The organism is Synechococcus sp. R6-5 (assembly GCF_047461775.1).
Classification (GTDB): domain Bacteria; phylum Cyanobacteriota; class Cyanobacteriia; order Thermostichales; family Thermostichaceae; genus Thermostichus.
In genome coordinates, this window is sequence record NZ_JANSHV010000135.1 from 1 (window position 1) to 15,924 (window position 15,924).

14 protein-coding genes are annotated in these 15,924 nt (G+C 56.5%); 12 read left to right on the plus strand and 2 right to left on the minus strand.

The genetic code is table 11. The features are described 5' to 3' along the window. The first annotated feature begins 174 nt into the window (after positions 1-174). Positions 175-1,890, plus strand: coding sequence for a succinate dehydrogenase/fumarate reductase flavoprotein subunit (locus NW818_RS07915; protein ID WP_414424261.1), 1,716 nt, complete (start codon positions 175-177; stop codon positions 1,888-1,890). 139 nt (positions 1,891-2,029) lie between these two features. Next, positions 2,030-3,427, plus strand: a complete 1,398-nt coding sequence (locus tag NW818_RS07920; RefSeq protein ID WP_011429583.1) for an aspartate aminotransferase family protein — start codon at positions 2,030-2,032, stop codon at positions 3,425-3,427. 33 nt (positions 3,428-3,460) lie between these two features. On the opposite strand, the gene NW818_RS07925 is transcribed toward NW818_RS07920, so the two are convergent. Continuing rightward, a complete protein-coding gene (locus tag NW818_RS07925) occupies positions 3,461-4,108 on the minus strand; it encodes a hypothetical protein (protein WP_414356998.1) in 648 nt (215 codons plus the stop codon). Between the two features lie 354 nt (positions 4,109-4,462). On the opposite strand from NW818_RS07925, the gene purF reads away from it, so the two are divergent. Genes purF through NW818_RS07940 form a run of 3 tightly spaced genes read left to right on the plus strand, consistent with a single transcriptional unit; the run spans position 4,463 to position 7,102 of the window. Beyond that, entirely contained in the window at positions 4,463-6,091 is a 1,629-nt protein-coding gene (purF, locus tag NW818_RS07930) for an amidophosphoribosyltransferase (RefSeq protein ID WP_011433712.1), read from the plus strand. A gap of 52 nt (positions 6,092-6,143) precedes the next feature. After that, positions 6,144-6,668 carry a peptide deformylase gene (gene def, locus NW818_RS07935; protein ID WP_414342313.1) on the plus strand — a complete coding sequence of 175 codons (525 nt, stop codon included), beginning with the start codon at positions 6,144-6,146 and terminating at the stop codon, positions 6,666-6,668. Positions 6,669-6,679: 11 nt separating this feature from the next. Further along, a complete protein-coding gene (locus tag NW818_RS07940) occupies positions 6,680-7,102 on the plus strand; it encodes a thiol-disulfide oxidoreductase DCC family protein (protein ID WP_414342315.1) in 423 nt (140 codons plus the stop codon). A 214-nt stretch (positions 7,103-7,316) separates the two neighbouring features. Here NW818_RS07940 and NW818_RS07945 read toward each other — a convergent pair whose 3' ends face one another. After that, entirely contained in the window at positions 7,317-7,595 is a 279-nt protein-coding gene (locus NW818_RS07945; RefSeq protein WP_414424262.1) for a hypothetical protein, read from the minus strand. An 82-nt stretch (positions 7,596-7,677) separates the two neighbouring features. On the opposite strand from NW818_RS07945, the gene NW818_RS07950 reads away from it, so the two are divergent. The 7 genes from NW818_RS07950 (at position 7,678) to NW818_RS07980 (ending at position 15,666) form a co-directional block, all read left to right on the plus strand. Beyond that, positions 7,678-9,813 (plus strand): LamG domain-containing protein, encoded by a 2,136-nt coding sequence (locus tag NW818_RS07950; protein WP_414424263.1) that lies wholly within the window; start codon positions 7,678-7,680, stop codon positions 9,811-9,813. Between the two features lie 216 nt (positions 9,814-10,029). Further along, the gene (locus NW818_RS07955; RefSeq protein ID WP_414424264.1) at positions 10,030-11,178 is read left to right on the plus strand and encodes a hypothetical protein; all 1,149 of its coding nucleotides are present in this window, start codon (positions 10,030-10,032) and stop codon (positions 11,176-11,178) included. A gap of 57 nt (positions 11,179-11,235) precedes the next feature. Further along, on the plus strand, positions 11,236-12,177 hold the full coding sequence (locus tag NW818_RS07960) for a hypothetical protein (protein ID WP_414424265.1): 942 nt from the start codon (positions 11,236-11,238) through the stop codon (positions 12,175-12,177). 220 nt (positions 12,178-12,397) lie between these two features. Then, the gene (locus NW818_RS07965) at positions 12,398-13,804 is read left to right on the plus strand and encodes an AAA family ATPase (protein ID WP_414424266.1); all 1,407 of its coding nucleotides are present in this window, start codon (positions 12,398-12,400) and stop codon (positions 13,802-13,804) included. Positions 13,805-14,137: 333 nt separating this feature from the next. Next, on the plus strand, positions 14,138-14,527 hold the full coding sequence (locus NW818_RS07970; RefSeq protein WP_414417857.1) for a hypothetical protein: 390 nt from the start codon (positions 14,138-14,140) through the stop codon (positions 14,525-14,527). 189 nt (positions 14,528-14,716) lie between these two features. Then, positions 14,717-14,953 (plus strand): gas vesicle protein GvpG, encoded by a 237-nt coding sequence (locus tag NW818_RS07975; RefSeq protein ID WP_011433717.1) that lies wholly within the window; start codon positions 14,717-14,719, stop codon positions 14,951-14,953. 107 nt (positions 14,954-15,060) lie between these two features. Continuing rightward, entirely contained in the window at positions 15,061-15,666 is a 606-nt protein-coding gene (locus tag NW818_RS07980; protein WP_011433718.1) for a DUF3727 domain-containing protein, read from the plus strand. Positions 15,667-15,924: the final 258 nt, after the last annotated feature.

Sequence of the window (15,924 nt, forward strand, 5' to 3'; positions counted from 1 at the left end):
TTTAGCGGTCGGAGTCGGGTAGTTTACAGCAGAAAGTGGTAAGCCTACGGCACCGCGCCGCTGCTGATAACGAGCTATACTCAGCTGCTGCTGGAGAGGCTGCTGGGGCCGGCCATAATGGGAAAACGCCATCCTGGCTGTGGCGGAATCCTTTGCGAGAGCTTGCCTGCATCCATGCTGGAACACGACATTGTCATCATCGGGGGAGGGCTGGCCGGTTGCCGAGCGGCTTTGGAGGTTATGCGACGGGATCCCAGCCTCGACCTGGCCTTGGTGTCCAAAACCCATCCCATTCGCAGCCACTCGGTAGCAGCCCAAGGGGGCATTGCCGCCGCCTTACAAAATGTTGATCCGCAAGATTCCTGGGAGGCTCATGCCTTCGATACCGTCAAGGGATCCGATTACCTAGCGGATCAAGATGCGGTGGAGATTCTGGCCCGGGAAGCTCCTGAAGTGATCATCGACCTAGAACACTTGGGGGTCTTGTTCTCCCGCCTGCCGGATGGCCGCATTGCCCAGCGGGCCTTTGGGGGACACAGCCACCCGCGCACCTGCTATGCCGCCGACAAAACTGGGCAAGCCATTTTACACGAGTTGGTGAGCAACCTCAAGCGCTTTGGGGTCAAACTCTACAGCGAATGGTATGTGCTGGATCTGATCCTGGCAGAAAACCAAGTCCAGGGCGTGGTGATGTTGGAGCAGGCCAGCGGGCGGCTGGAGGTGGTGCGGGCCAAGGCGGTTATGTTGGCTACAGGCGGCTATGGACGCATCTACAACTCCACGTCCAACGACTTTGCTTCCACCGGCGATGGCATGGCGATGGTGGCGCGGGCCGGCCTGCCTCTGCAGGATATGGAGTTTGTGCAGTTTCATCCCACGGGCCTGTATCCGGTGGGGGTGTTGATCTCAGAGGCGGTGCGTGGAGAGGGGGCCTATCTGATCAATGGGAAGGGGGAGCGCTTCATGGCCGCCTATGCCCCCAGCCAGATGGAATTGGCCCCACGGGACATCACCTCGCGGGCGATTGTTACGGAGGTGCGGGCCGGGCGCGGTATTGACGGCAAAGATTTTGTCTACTTAGACCTGCGGCATCTGGGGGCAGAAAAGATCCACACTCGGCTGCCCTTCTGTTGGGAGGAGGCCCATCGCCACTTGGGCATCGATGCGGTTGTCGATCCCATTCCGGTGCGACCGACGGTGCACTACTGCATGGGCGGGATCCCGGTGACGGTGGAGGGGCAGGTACTGCGGGATGCCCAAACCCGTGTGGAAGGGCTGTTCGCTGCCGGTGAAACGGCCTGTGTTTCGGTGCATGGGGCTAATCGGCTGGGCAGCAACTCTCTCCTGGAGTGCGTTGTTTTCGGGCGGCGCACAGGGGCAGCCATGGTAGAGGCCGTCAGAGGTCGAGCCTTGCCGAAAGTGGACGAGGGATCCCTGCTCAAACAGGCCGCCAGCCGGATTGCCGGGCTCCTGGAACGATCAGGGAAGAGCCGCATTGATCAGGTGCGGCGGCAATTTCAAGATTGCATGACCGAGCATTGCGGCGTCTACCGCACCGAATCGGTTCTCCAAGAAGGGATCCAAACATGGCAGCAGATCCGCCAGCGTTACGAGCGGGATTTGCATTTGGACGATCGGGGCAAGGTGTGGAACACCGAGCTGATCGAAGCGCTGGAGCTGGACAACCTCATGACGGTGGGGGCTTTGATCCTCGCCAGCGCCCTGGAACGGCGGGAAAGCCGTGGCTCCCACGCGCGGGAAGATTACCCCCAACGGGATGATCAACGGTTTTTACAACACACCTTGGCCGCTTTTCGGGAGGGATCCCCTCAGATCAGCTATCGCCCCGTGGTGATCACCCGGTTTCCCCCTCAGGAGCGAAAATACTAACTTTCCAGAGGCCTCCCAGGCCGATTAGGATTGCTCTATCGTTCCCGTTAGCAGGATGGAGCCCCTTTCAAAATTATCCAATATCTAGGGATTCTATCTTCGCCAGCTTGAAATCTCGTCTACTGCCGGAGGGCCAGCCATGCAAGAAACCCTGGAGAAAGCAGCCGTCGCCCTGCAAGCGGAGCTGAATCTGGAGCCTTTTTGGATGCCCTTTACGGCCAATCGGCAATTTAAGGCCAACCCGCGCCTGTTGGTGGCCGCCCGAGACATGTATTACACCAGCCACGATGGCCGCCAAATCCTAGATGGGACCGCCGGGCTGTGGTGTGTGAATGCTGGCCACTGTCGTCCCCCGATTGTGGAAGCAATCCAACAGCAGGTGGCCCAACTGGACTACGCCCCAGCTTTTCAAATGGGCCATCCCAAAGCCTTTCAACTGGCAGAGCAGCTCATCCAGCTCACTCCTGCCGGACTGGATCACGTTTTTTTCACCAACTCTGGCTCTGAGGCGGTGGATACGGCCCTGAAAATGGCCATCGCCTACCATCGCTTACGCGGACAGGGATCCCGGCAGCGGCTGATTGGCCGAGAACGGGGCTACCACGGCGTTGGCTTTGGGGGCATCTCGGTCGGGGGCATCTCCAACAACCGCAAGTTTTTCGGCAGCCTCATTCCCGGCGTAGACCACCTACCCCACACCCACAACCTGGAGCAAAACGCCTTTAGCCGCGGCCTGCCTCGCTGGGGATCCCACTTGGCAGAAGACTTGGAGCGGATCGTCGCTCTCCACGATGCCAGCACGATTGCAGCGGTGATCGTAGAGCCGGTTGCCGGTTCAACGGGGGTGTTGCTGCCGCCGGTGGGCTATTTGGAAAAGCTGCGGGCCATTTGCGACAAATACGGCATTCTGCTCATCTTCGATGAGGTGATCACCGGCTTTGGGCGTCTGGGATCCCCTTTTGCGGCCAATTACTTTGGGGTGGTGCCGGATCTGATTTGCTGTGCCAAGGGCCTCACCAATGGCACCATCCCGATGGGCGCAGTGATCGTCAAGCAAGAGATCTACAGCGCCTTCATGGAGGCTGCTGGTTCCGCTGATGACCTGCACCGTCCAGGGGACAACAGCAGGACGCTGTCCTGGAGCCCCATCGAGTTTTTCCACGGCTACACCTACTCCGGCCACCCAGTTGCCAGTGCCGCCGGCTTGGCTACCCTGAACCTGTATCGAGAAGAAGGCTTGTTCGAGCGGGCTGCCAACCTCGCTCCCCTCTGGGAGGAGGCTCTCCATTCCCTACGGGGCTTGCCTCATGTCATCGATGTGCGCAACCTCGGCTTGGTGGGGGCAATTGAATTGGAAGGGATCCCTGGCCGACCGACAGCGCGGGCTTTTGAAGCGTTTTTGCGCTGCTACGAGCGGGGGGTATTGATTCGCACCACAGGTGATACCATTGCCCTTTCCCCGCCTTTGATCATCGAGGAAGCCCATATTGAACACCTGATCGCCACCCTGAAGCGAGTTCTTCAAGAGCTACCTTAGTCCTGAATCGACAAGAGAGACTGCCTGAGGGAGTTAGAAGCTTCTGGGGCTGGGCGTCGGCGAAGGACTGGGAGAGGGACTGGGTCTGGGCGAAGGGGATACCGAGGGAAAGGGATTGGGGGTGCCGGTCGGCGTTGGCGAGGGGGAGGGACTGGGCGCAGGCAACACCCGTAAAGGAGCTTTGGCCGAAGCAATTCGGCCCTGGGTATCCGCCACCATTGCCGTCACCTCATAATCCCCGGTGGGAGCAGAAGTGGGAATGGTGATGGGGATGGTGCCAATGCAGGCTCTGCTGTTGGGCTGACAGCCGACGGCAGCGGCAGTGAAATCAAAGGTGAGGGTGAGGGGGCTTTGTCGGATTTCCACCCGGAAGCTGATGCCGGCCCCCAAACCTGCAGGAGTCGTCACGGCCACCAGCACGTTGAAGGGTACCGTCTGTCGCGCGTCCGTCAGGGCCACCACGGCAATCGAAGGCGGCTCTGCTGCAAAGGAAGCAGTGGGAGAGGGGCTGGGAGTGGGGAAAGGATTCAAGAGGGGAGTGGGGGTCGGGGTAGGCAGAGGGGTGGGCGGCGGCGTAGGGACAGGACTGGGGATGAGGAAAGGAGTGGGCGTTGGAGCCACCACCGCTATCGGCGTGATGGTAACCGCAGGCTGTTCGCCGGCATCTTCTTGGCAAGCCACCAGTGACAACGACAGAAGAGCGGCTACACTGGCCCTTATTACAGAGGAGGCTGCTAACGTCCAGCTCTGACGGAACCTATGGGGCTGCTGTCTCATGGGGTTTGACTCCTCACAACACAAAGCTTTGGGATCCTGCCGGTTCTGGGAGAGCCGAGCCTTGGTGGTGTCCAACTCAAAAACTCGGCCAGGCTGCTTCTCAGCCACAGCAGCGCTTACACGCTGCTAACACTATAGATAGAGTCTTGGCTTTTTGCAAACCCCACCTGTGGACTCCCCCTTTGGGGGTGAAGCCAGATAGAGGGGAATGACCTGGGCCGAGTTAGACTGGTAAGCGTGACAGCAAGACGAGGATCCATGGCAGCAAGGGCGGGAGCAGAACCATCTTCTGGCTGTGGAGAAGCAGAGGGGCAGACTGCCGTTGGCGTTGATGCCCTGTACCCCTCAGAAAACATCAGCGGGGCGGGGTATGCCCGGGAAGAGCTGCAAGAGGCTTGCGGGGTCTTTGGCATCCTGGCTCCAGGAGAGGAGGTGGCCAAGCTGGCCTACTTTGGCCTATTTGCCTTGCAGCATCGCGGCCAAGAATCGGCAGGGATCGCCACTTTTGAGGGATCCTTTTGCCGGGTTCACAAGGCGATGGGCTTGGTCTCCCAGGTCTTCGATGAAGTGAACTTGGCCCAACTGACCGGGGATCTGGCGGTTGGTCACACCCGCTACTCCACCACTGGATCCAGCCGCGTGGCCAATGCTCAGCCGGTGATCGTGGAGACTCGCCTGGGGCCGCTGGCTCTGGCCCACAACGGCAATTTGGTCAATGCGGAAGAGCTGCGGAAGGAACTGGAGGCCGCCGACCGGCACCTAACCAGCAGCACCGACTCCGAGTGTATTGCCCACGCCATTGCCCAGGCGGTGAACCAAGGTCAAGATTGGATCGCGGCCACTTGCCAAGCTTTGCGCCGCTGTCAGGGGGCTTTTAGTCTGGTGATCGGCACGCCAGAGGGCCTGATCGGGGCACGGGATCCCTATGGGGTGCGTCCGCTGGTGTTGGGGCTTTTGAGCAGCAACCCCGCTCTGGATGAGCTGCTGCAGTCAGAGATGCTGGAGATCATCTGCAGCGACGGCACCCTCAGCCACCCCGAGGCCGAGCCGCTGCATTACGTGTTGGCTTCAGAAACCTGTGCTTTGGATATCATTGGGGCCGACCCTCTGCGGCAGGTGGAGCCGGGAGAGTTGGTGTGGATCAGCCGTCAGGGGCTGCAATCGGTGCGTTGGGCGGAGGCCACCCCCAAGTTGTGCATCTTCGAGATGATCTACTTCGCCCGCCCAGACAGTTGGATGCACGGGGAAAGCCTCTACTCCTACCGGGTGCGGCTGGGAGAACAACTGGCCAAGGAGGCTCCGGCAGAGGCCGACTGGGTGATCTCCGTTCCCGATTCCGGCACGCCGGCGGCCATTGGCTATGCTCGCCAGTCGGGGATCCCTTACACCGAAGGGCTGATCAAAAATCGCTACGTGGGCCGCACCTTTATTCAGCCCACCCAATCCATGCGGGAGCGGGGCATTCGCATGAAGCTCAACCCCCTGGAAGATGTGCTGGGGGGGAAGCGGATTGTTATTGTGGACGACTCAATTGTGCGGGGCACCACCAGCCAGAAAATCGTCAAGGCCCTGCGCCAGGCGGGGGCTACCCAGGTCCACATGCGCATTTCCAGCCCCCCGGTCACCCATCCCTGCTTCTACGGCATCGATACCGATAGCCAGGATCAGTTGATTGCTGCCCAGCATTCCGTAGAGGAAATCGCCGAGAAGATTGGAGTGGATTCTTTGGCCTACCTGAGCTGGGAAGGCATGCTGGCTGCCACGGGCCGGGATCCCAACTCGTTCTGCTCCGCTTGCTTTACCGGCCACTACCCCATCCCCATCCCAGAAGGGCTGAAGCGCTCCAAGCTGGCCCTGGAACTGGTGGCTACTGGCAAGAGCCGCTAGGCTGCTCAGGGATCCCCGCTAGACTGAGAAGAAGAATTGCTTGGGGCAAGCCATGACTTTTCGCCTACGCCAATTGGGGGATCCCATCCTGACGCAAGTGGCCGAGCCGGTGACGGAGTTCAAAACGCCGGCCTTGCAGGATCTTATAGAAGGTATGCTGGCTACCCTGAAAGAGGCGCAGGGGGTGGGCTTGGCTGCTCCTCAGGTGGGATCCCTGCTCCAAGTGCTGATCGTGGCCTCTCGTCCCAATCCCCGCTATCCCAACGCCCCACAGATGCAGCCTTTGGTGATGGTTAACCCCCGTCTGTTGGCTTGTAGTGCTGAACAGGTGCTGGGTTGGGAAGGCTGCTTGAGTGTGCCCAATTGCCGTGGTCTGGTGGCCCGCGCCCGCGAAGTGGAGGTGGAGTATTACACTCCAGAAGGCGTTCAGCAAAGGGTGGTCTGGCAGGATTTTCCGGCGCGGATCTTTCAGCACGAATACGATCACCTGATGGGTCGGGTGTTCCTGCAGCGGCAGCCTCGGCAACTGCTTACCGAAGCCCAGTACCAAGCCCAGATTTTGGGTCAGCCCGCCTGAGGGATCCCACCATGCCCTACATGGTTATCTACGACGGCCTCTGCAACCTCTGTGCCACCGGCGTTCAGCTCTTGGAGCAACTGGATCGCGGACGGCAGTTTTGCTATGCCCCCATGCAAGATGCTTCTACCCTGGCCCAATGGGGGATCCCACCGGAGCAGGTGGAGCTGGGGATGATTCTCATCGATCTGGAGCACCCAGAGCGCCGCTGGCAGGGATCCGCTGCCATTGAACAAATTGCCGCCCTTTTGCCGAGCGGGGAGGTGTGGCTGGCTCTGTACCGCAACTTTCCTGGCTTGAAGGTTCTGGGGGATCGAGGCTACGAACAGATCCGGGATCACCGCTACGAGTGGTTTGGCCGCCGTAACACCCCATACCTATCTGTCTACCCTGCTTGTGTTTCCTGCCGGGATCCCTTGGCTGACAACCCATAATGCTTGGTAATGCTTGCCCTTATCCAGCTACCTGAACTGAAGGAGGCCGATAGGAGAGGGGCTGTACTTAGCTGTACTTAAGGGATCCCTTGACGAGGGATACATTACTCCTGAGTGTTTAATAATTTTTAACTCACCTCATTGGTAAACAGGATGTGTTTGTGTGTCAGGAACACCTTTTCGGCCCTGAGAAAGCTGGCCTAGGATGGAAATGTTATGACGTTGTCAAAGACCCTGTTTTCGGCTGGGTGGTCACTTGGTAAAAGGCTGCCGACAGCGAGAAAACAACGCAAAGAGCAAATCTTTTTGCAAAAGGTCTGCTAAAGCGCGTCATCAACCATTGGAAAGTTCCTTGATGCTTTATAAGGAACAAAGAGAAACAATCGTGACGAAGAAAAGGAGAAAGACGAAGAAAAGGAGAAACAACAATAAGAAAATCGTCTACTTTTGTTCTAATTTTTGGATCGATGATGCTGGCGATGAGCGCCGCCATCGCGCACGCACAGTCAAACTCTAATCCGGCCACTTCATGTCAGACTGGTGGTGTTACGCCAGGGCCCATCGCTTGTTGGCCGATGAATGATTCGAACGGAAGCACCGTCCTGCAGGAGGTAATCGGCAATAACCATGCGGGACCAATGAAGTCGCCCGTCGGCGCTACACAAGCGCCGCAACCGATCGCAGGCCAATTCGGCGGCGCGATCGACTTCGTCAAATTCCCAGGATCAGGGTTAACCGGAGCTGTAGTTACCAACACGAGTGGGGCTTTGCCATTCATCGGACAGGGTGACTTCTCCATTGTTACTTGGATAAAATTCCCGCCTACTTCGGCTCCGGCGCCTCCTACGGGTCCGGGTGGGCGACACTACATCCTCAACAAGTACGACGCCCCGCAGAACAGAGGCTACGCGCTCTACGTCGTTCGCCCCGCGGGCAGCGGTTCGTCCTATTTGGAATTTCTATGGGGGGACAACAGCAACACGCCCCAAACGCTGCGATCAAACACGGCAATCACGCCCAATCAGTGGCACTTGGTCGCCGTGACCTTTGCGCGCAACGTCGGCAGCAATTCGCTCGCTGTCACCTTGTACGTGGATGGCGCGCCGAAGGGCACATATACTGGCACGGCACCGTGGGGTTCGCTCGTCAACAACCTCTCCATCATGATAGGCTACCAACCGAGTTCGGTCGACGAACCCATCGCCCTCGATGAATTGCAGATTTATAACCGTGCGCTGACAGCGAATGAGATTTCTCAAATATACAATGCTGGTTCAGGCACGCAGCCGCCTTGCGTGCAACAGCCGTCGGGTATGGTCGCGTGGTGGCCGCTGGATGAGACCTCGGGAACAACGGCTGCCGATATTGCAGGATTCCCCAACAACGGAACGCATGTGAATGGTCCGACGCCAGTATCCGGAAAGGTTGCTGGTGCGCTCCGATTCGATGGCGTAAATGACCATGTGCGCGTACCTGACCATGCCGAGCTGAATGTTGGCACTGGCAATTTCACGCTGGATGCGTGGGTGCGCACAGGTTCTTCAGGCCTGATCGTGCTCGTGGACAAGCGTAGTGGTCCCACACCGCAGGGGTACTCGCTCTTCCTCGTCAATGGCCGATTGGGATTCCAGATGGCTAATGGTGTTGGGAGTTCGGATTGCGCCGCCACCCCTACACCAGGTCGTGCGTGCGTAAACTACGTTGCTCCACCGACGAGCCCAAATGTCGCTGATGGTCAGTGGCACCATGTGGCGGCGGTGGTGAATCGGGCGAACGCAACCAGTGGTGTGCGCCTCTACGTGGACGGTGTCCAGGTGTTTGCCGGTTCGCCACTGACGGGGAATCTGGACAACACAAGCGACCTGTATCTGGGCATGCGAACGCCAGCCCAAAATGGCGGTGGCTTCCTCCCTGGCGATCTTGACGAAGTAGAGCTCATCAAGCGTGCGCTCACGCAGCAAGAGATTCAAGCGATCTTCAATGCCGGCTCTGCGGGCAAGTGCAAATGCGTGCAACCACCGTTGGGTATGGTCGCGTGGTACCGGATGGACGGGAATGCGAACGATTCCGGAGGCTCCAACAATCCTTCGGCGACCAACGCAATCAGCTTCGTCGCGGGCAAGGACGGTCAAGGCGTGACGTTCAGCCCGGGCAGCTACATCGAGATCCCGCACTCGTCCGCGCTGGCCAACCAGCAGTTCACCATCGACGCGTGGGTCAAGCCGCAAGGCCCCGGACCGAACAATGACTTCTGGGGGAGCGTCATCGTGCAGAAAGGATTGTCCGCACCAACAGGGTACACGGACGTCCCGATCTCGCTTTGGTGGAGCGCGCAACAACAGAAGTTCGGCTTCACCTTTGGCAATATGAACACGGATCAAATCGTCTCGAGCTCGACTTTCCCGGCAGGGCAGTGGTACCACGTCGCCGCAACCTACGACGGCAGCACCATGAAGCTCTATGTCAACGGCAACCTCGAAGCGTCGAAGCCGTTCACATCGTCCATTACTTACGACCCTTCGATTCCCTGGACCATCGGCTCGACAGCGGCTCCGATTCGCGCCGCCGGTTATCCGCGCACGTTCAATGGCGTGATCGACGAGGTGGAGATCTTCAACCGGGCACTGTCGCAAGCGGAAATTCAAGCCATCTACAAACCCGGGAAGTGCAAATTCAAGAAGGTGTTCGATCCGTCGTTCAATCCAAACTGAAGCGGAGGATGTGCTCTCTTAAGTTCGTCCGAGTCAGAACAGGAACAACACTCCCGTAAGATCATTACGGAGTTTTGGGAAACAACAGATAGTTCACGGCCAAGGGGCTCTCGGTCACTATGCAACCTACTTCCAACAATTAGTGATGCCAGAGAAACCCTTGGTTGTGACAACTGCCACATAGCGTGCAGAACTCAAACGTTAGAAGGTGTCATCATGAAGAGAATAACAACTATAGCTTTGCATTCCGTTTTTCTCGTAGCTCTTGTTTTCAGCACGGGGCATACCCTTGCACAGCAAGAAACACAAGAAAAGCAGCAGACCGAGAAGAGGCAAGTGCTCGTTCAATCAATACCACGTCCGTTGCCAGACATGACAAGAAAGAAAGTGCCAGTTGCTAATGACTCGGGAGAATTACACATCCTCTTTATTTACCGACAAGGAAGTATCTCTTCCGCAGATGTCAAACACGTCGTTGAGGCCGCTAACCTGACAATCAAGACCAAGAGCTCGCCGCCAAGGCTCATGCCGGGTGCTTCAAACATGAGCTTTTTAGAGCAAGTAACGCTCGCAGAATTTGGGGCCTTGCTTTCTTTGAATGGTGGTGAGAGCGAAACGGGTAAGAGAAGGCGGGGGCAGGCTGCTGACAGCGACTCTACCCATAGGAAAAAAGATGATCTCGTGCGCCCCGCCACCTCCTTTTCAGGACAAAGAGCTGAGAGCGATCAATCAAACTTTCTAATGGCCAAGTCCCCGACACTGGGCGAGCTTTTTCGCGAGCATGGTCCTGTGCTGTTTTTTAACGCCAAACAAATAAGCGAAGGCGGGCCGGGGCCATGTCCGAGGCCCATCAGTCCGTCGTGTGTAGATTTCGTTAGACCTCCGCTTGTGCCTTATTGCATGTGCTTGCTTGATTTAGATATCCCGCGTCTCGGTGAAAGCAGTCGGATGTCGAGTCCAGACACCTCACAGCGGTTGATCGTGATAACCTTCAACCAGACGCCTGAAACCCTAGGAGAATTCAAGCGACTCTTCTGTACCCTGTATCATGGCGATTGCGGTGGCCCCATAGGTAAGCCTACACCACTACCCGAGCCGGTTACCGTACGAACATATGCGCCAGTGAAATGGAATGGGCCAATTGAAGACGAGAGGGCTTTGCGACAAGCCTTGGAGAATAGCGCGCTCGACACGCCGATAAAGTTGGGCGATCAACCGGCCCAAACGATCACCTGTATGCGTCGTGATGCGAAAGGAAACTGTAATTGGTGGCGCATATGCGGCAGTCTCGGCCCCAACGGGGCTTATCGCTGCTACGACATAATGGACCTTGGTCCAGGCATAGGCTGGCAGGTAGCCTGGTAACAATAAAAATGACAGACAGCAAACTGAATCAAAAAGACAGAAAGGAGGAGATAAGCGATGATTAGTACAATGTCAAAGATCTGCAAATCCGTTTTAGTAGTTTTGTGTGCGATGGCAGCGTTGTTTGCCCATGGCGCACACGCACAAGAAAGACCACGTCCGATAATACCACGGCCCACACCCACCTTTCCACCTGCGGAGATCAACCTCCAAAAGGTAAACGCGGAATTTCGCCGTTCGATTATCACTGAGATGCAAGAAGCTGCGCGTCAAGCGGGCGTGAAGATTCGCACGGACAACTTCATTGCCATTCCGTTTGATGACTCGGGCACGGTTATCGTAAACTCGATGATCGAAGGTGCCGATAGACTGAGCATCGAGCAACTTGCTAAAGGTGCGGATGTTCTCTTTGTCTATTCAGGTGCGAAGCTGGGATTTGCCGGAAGGGAAATAAACCCGGGATTCTATGTTGTGCGCATCTCGCAAAATCCTGCCAGCGGGCAGTGGCTCGCCCAATTCAAGAACTTGCAAGGCAGGGTTGTCTTGGAAACCGAAGCAATCGTAGAAAAACCAGACTCAAACGCTGCCAAGATGCAACCAATGTGCACGCTTGGACCAAAAGGCGAACTGATTCTCTTTGACGAGCACGACCCGTTCAAAAATATTACACTATCGGTCAGTTCGAAAAGGTTTCGTTCGCGTGCAGGGGTGCCTGGGGGGGGGGTTATTATTATTCACTCAAGGACACTACGCGAGGCAGCATGGCAGGTTGTTAAAAAGGTCGCGAAAGAGCCCGTCTCTATAGAACAGGTGGTTCCTGTAAGTTTAGGACCGGTCCCCCTGCCTGATGCTATTACTGTCCTCTTTAACTGCGGAACCGAAAACAAGCCAGATTGGTGCGAATGTAGGACAGTAGAACGAGGACCAGTTTACTTAGTCGTGAGTTGCATTGGCCAAGAGAGTAAGAAGTGGTATGTGTTTTATGTTCTCCTCCAATAGATGGAGGTATAACCATGCCAAACGGAACAAGCACTGCAGTAACTGAGGCAACCCGCCTCAAGGATGTCTTCAATGCCCTCCTTGCGGCAACACTTACTGACGTCTAACAAAAATAGGAGGTATTACCATCCTAGCCGACTCTCTGAAGCCCAAACGCAAGCTCTTAATCTGGGATATTGTCTCTGGCTGGTCAGATAACGGTCAGAACAAGGGGCAATTGATGCCTGCCTTGAACCGCATCGGCACCATCAGAGAAGATGAAGCAGTGATTTGTGTCTTGAAAGACTTTAACCCTACCCTGAGAAATCCAGAACGCTCGGATAATTATCCCGTCATTCGCTACCTGAAAACTTTAGCTAGGCAGAGCCGCAGCAGCCGCAAATCCATTATTCTCATGGGGCCAGAAGCAGTTGTACCCTCAGACCTGAGAGAAGAAATGGTGGTCTGTGACTTTCCCTTGCCCAGCACTTCTGAAATTGAACGAATTATCACCAGCGTTATCCCTCCTAATCTACTGCAGGTGAGCGGTCTTGCTCTTGAGCAACTGATCCGAGCCTGCCAAGGGCTGACGCGGCAGCGCATTGAACGCATCCTGGCCCGCGCCTTAGCTGCCAAGGGCAAGGTCAGCGAAGGGGATATTGATCTCGTTTTGGAAGAGAAAAAACAATACATCCGCCAAACTGAAATCCTGGAGTTTTACAATCCCTCTGAGACTCTGCAAAACGTCGGTGGCCTGGAAAACCTCAAAGCCTGGATTAGGGGGCGCCGCAACAGCTTCAGTGTTCAGGCCCATGCCTATGGCCTGCCGAGTCCCAAAGGAGTTTTGCTGGTTGGCATTCAGGGCACCGGCAAATCCCTATGTGCCAAAACCATCGCCCGCGAGTGGCGGATGCCTCTGCTCAAGCTGGATGTGGGACGATTGTTTGGAGGCATTGTCGGCGAAAGTGAAAGCCGCGTGCGCCAGATGATCCAAATTGCCGAGGCGATGGCTCCTTGTGTTTTGTGGATCGACGAGCTGGACAAAGCCTTTGGCGGTGTCAACAGCGAATTTTCCGGCGATTCGGGCACCAGCAAGCGCGTCTTCGGCAGCCTGATTACGTGGATGCAAGAAAAGACCAAGCCCGTTTTTATTGTCGCCACTGCCAATAATGTCCGCGTCTTGCCTGCCGAGCTACTTCGCAAGGGCAGATTTGATGAAACTTTTTTTGTGAACTTGCCCAACCAGAGGGAGCGCGAAGAGATTTTTCAAGTCCACATCCGGCGGCTACGGCCCAACCGAGTACGAGACTTTTCCTATACCGACCTGGCTATGGCTACAGAGGATTTCAGCGGAGCGGAAATTGAACAGACTATTTATGACGCCATGCACATGGCCTTTAATCAGGATCCACCCCGCGAGTTCACCCAAGAAGATATCTTGACTGCCATTCAGCAAACGGTTCCTCTAGCTGCTATCGCTCGTGACCAAATTCAAAGCCTGAAAGCATGGGCTGCCGAGTCAGGAGCACGTACTGCCTCTCAAGATCAAGAGTTGATGCAGGAGCTACGGGACATGGCTGGAAGGATAAATTCAGGCCTCCTTGAAGTCGATAGTCCTTCATCCTTTTCCCCTCCGCCTCATGCCTGAGCTGTTTTGGCTGGCTCGCTCTGAAATTGGGCAGCCCTGCGTAGGTTTGGACGCATTTTCTCTCGCAAGATGCGGAAAAGCACCGGTCTCCGCTCTGCTTGAATTTGCCGCCTGTAGGTCAGCTCGCGTAAATCCGTCACCCCAGGAAAGCCCCTGAGCTGCTCAGGTGGCCCCTTATTCGATCAACTTCCGGCAGCTCCCAGGCAGAGCACTGGGACTGAATTCCACCCAGCAGAGCGCATGATCCATAGTTTTTGCAATTTCCGTATCGCTGATTACAGATTTTTTGGTAGGATTGATCGGGTAGAGGTACTGATAATGCAGAGCAGCCCTATGAATGCAGCCGCTGAAATGAGGGGGACAAGTCTCCTGGCCCGCCATCGCCAAAACATAGCAGCCTCCCTGGCCCGTCGTTTGGAAGCAGCTAGGGCGGCCAACAACACCCGCTTGATGGAGCTGCTGAAACAAGAAGAGCGGCAGCTGGCAGCCGAGTACGGCGGCAGGGATCCCTTCTCTTCAGCGCTCTTCAGAGGACTGCGCCACCTTTGGCAGAGCCTGAAGGCAGTCTTGGCGGCCTGCGATGAACTGCGGGTGCGGCAGTGGGTAGATGGCAGCGGCATGGTCTGGTGGTCTGTCCAAGACCCAATCACGGGAGAGCGCCTGTGTACCCATTCCGAGGGGGAGCTCATGGAGTGGATCGAGAAGCACCAGCGAGAGGATTAGTCTTCGCGGCTAGGACTTGCCTGAGCACCAATAGCCAGTGTTTCCCCTGGCGCTTCGTGCGTGTCCCAGTCTTTCCAGCTTGGGGAGGAAGGGAACAAAAAGTTTCACGGCTAGGCCGGGGCAATGGCCACCTGAGAATCCAAATTGATAGGATTACGAAGACTCATCATCTGCTTTAGGGGCCCTGGGATGGTTTGGCAATTGTTGACTTGGCCGGCCCAAAGTTTGCTTTGGCTAGCAGAGCAGATCCAAGAACGCGCCGAAGCACAGCTGGATAGCAAAGAAAACCTGCAAAAAGAACTTACGGCCCTGCAAATTCAGCTAGATTTGGGAGAAATTGACGAAGAAACCTACGCCCGCCGAGAAGAGGAGATTTTATTGGCTCTGGAAGCCTTAACCCAAGCAGAAGGAGAAGCCGAAGCATAGAGTTCTGCCGGTGGGCCTGGAAGGGATCCCTCAGCATTGCAGGGGGGCAGAACATGGGAGAATGAGCTTCTGTACACCCCCGTCTTTCCTACCCTGGGCTGTTTTCAATGACTGAATCCCATGAAACCTTGGTGCTCCGCGACGAGCAAAACCAGCCTCTCAAGTGCGAGATCCTGCGTCAGGTGGTCATCGACGAGCAGACCTATGCTCTGGTGACTCCCGTTGATGCTGTGATCAAAGTGCTGGTTTGGGAAGGGGAAGAAGAACCCAGCCAAGCGGTGAACGGCGATGCCAACATGGAAGGGATCCTGGACGAGCCGGATCCCGAAGAGCTACAGGCTACCCTGCCCACCATCCAGGCTGTCTTGGGGGAGTTGAACCTCACCTTGCAGCAAAATGGCTTCGACATCCTCACGGTTCAGGGGGAATTGCCCCCGGTCGAAGAGGAAGATGTGTTCGAGCTGGGCGAGAGCGAGGAAGATGCCCAGGAGTTTCAACTGCTAGCTACCTTTTTCTACCAAGAGAAGAAATACGGCATCTTTACCCCCCTCGATCCCGTTTTGCTCTACGCCGCTCTGCCTGACGAAGGGGATCCCTACCTGCTCACCCCCGATGAGCCGCCAGAGCTTTTTGATCAGCTCTATGCCCTGCTGCTGGATCTCGATGAGGAATGGGAAGACGGAGATGACGAAGAAGATGAAGACGAAGATTAGGCGGTCAACCCCTTCTGTTCTGCCGAGTTGGATACTCCTGCCCAGCCAGTCGCCTCGGCGGTGCGGAGCACCATAGGGATAGAGGTGGTGAAACTACCCGGTAAAACTTGCCCAGAGTTTTTCACCAGCCACTCCAGACCCGTCTCAACATCTGTCGGGGGCGTCGGATCTGCGGGCCAAGGGTCAGAATAAGCCAGCCTCAGACCAGCCGCCTGAGCATTGCGTAGCGAAGGAGCATGACTCTAGTCAATAATAAGC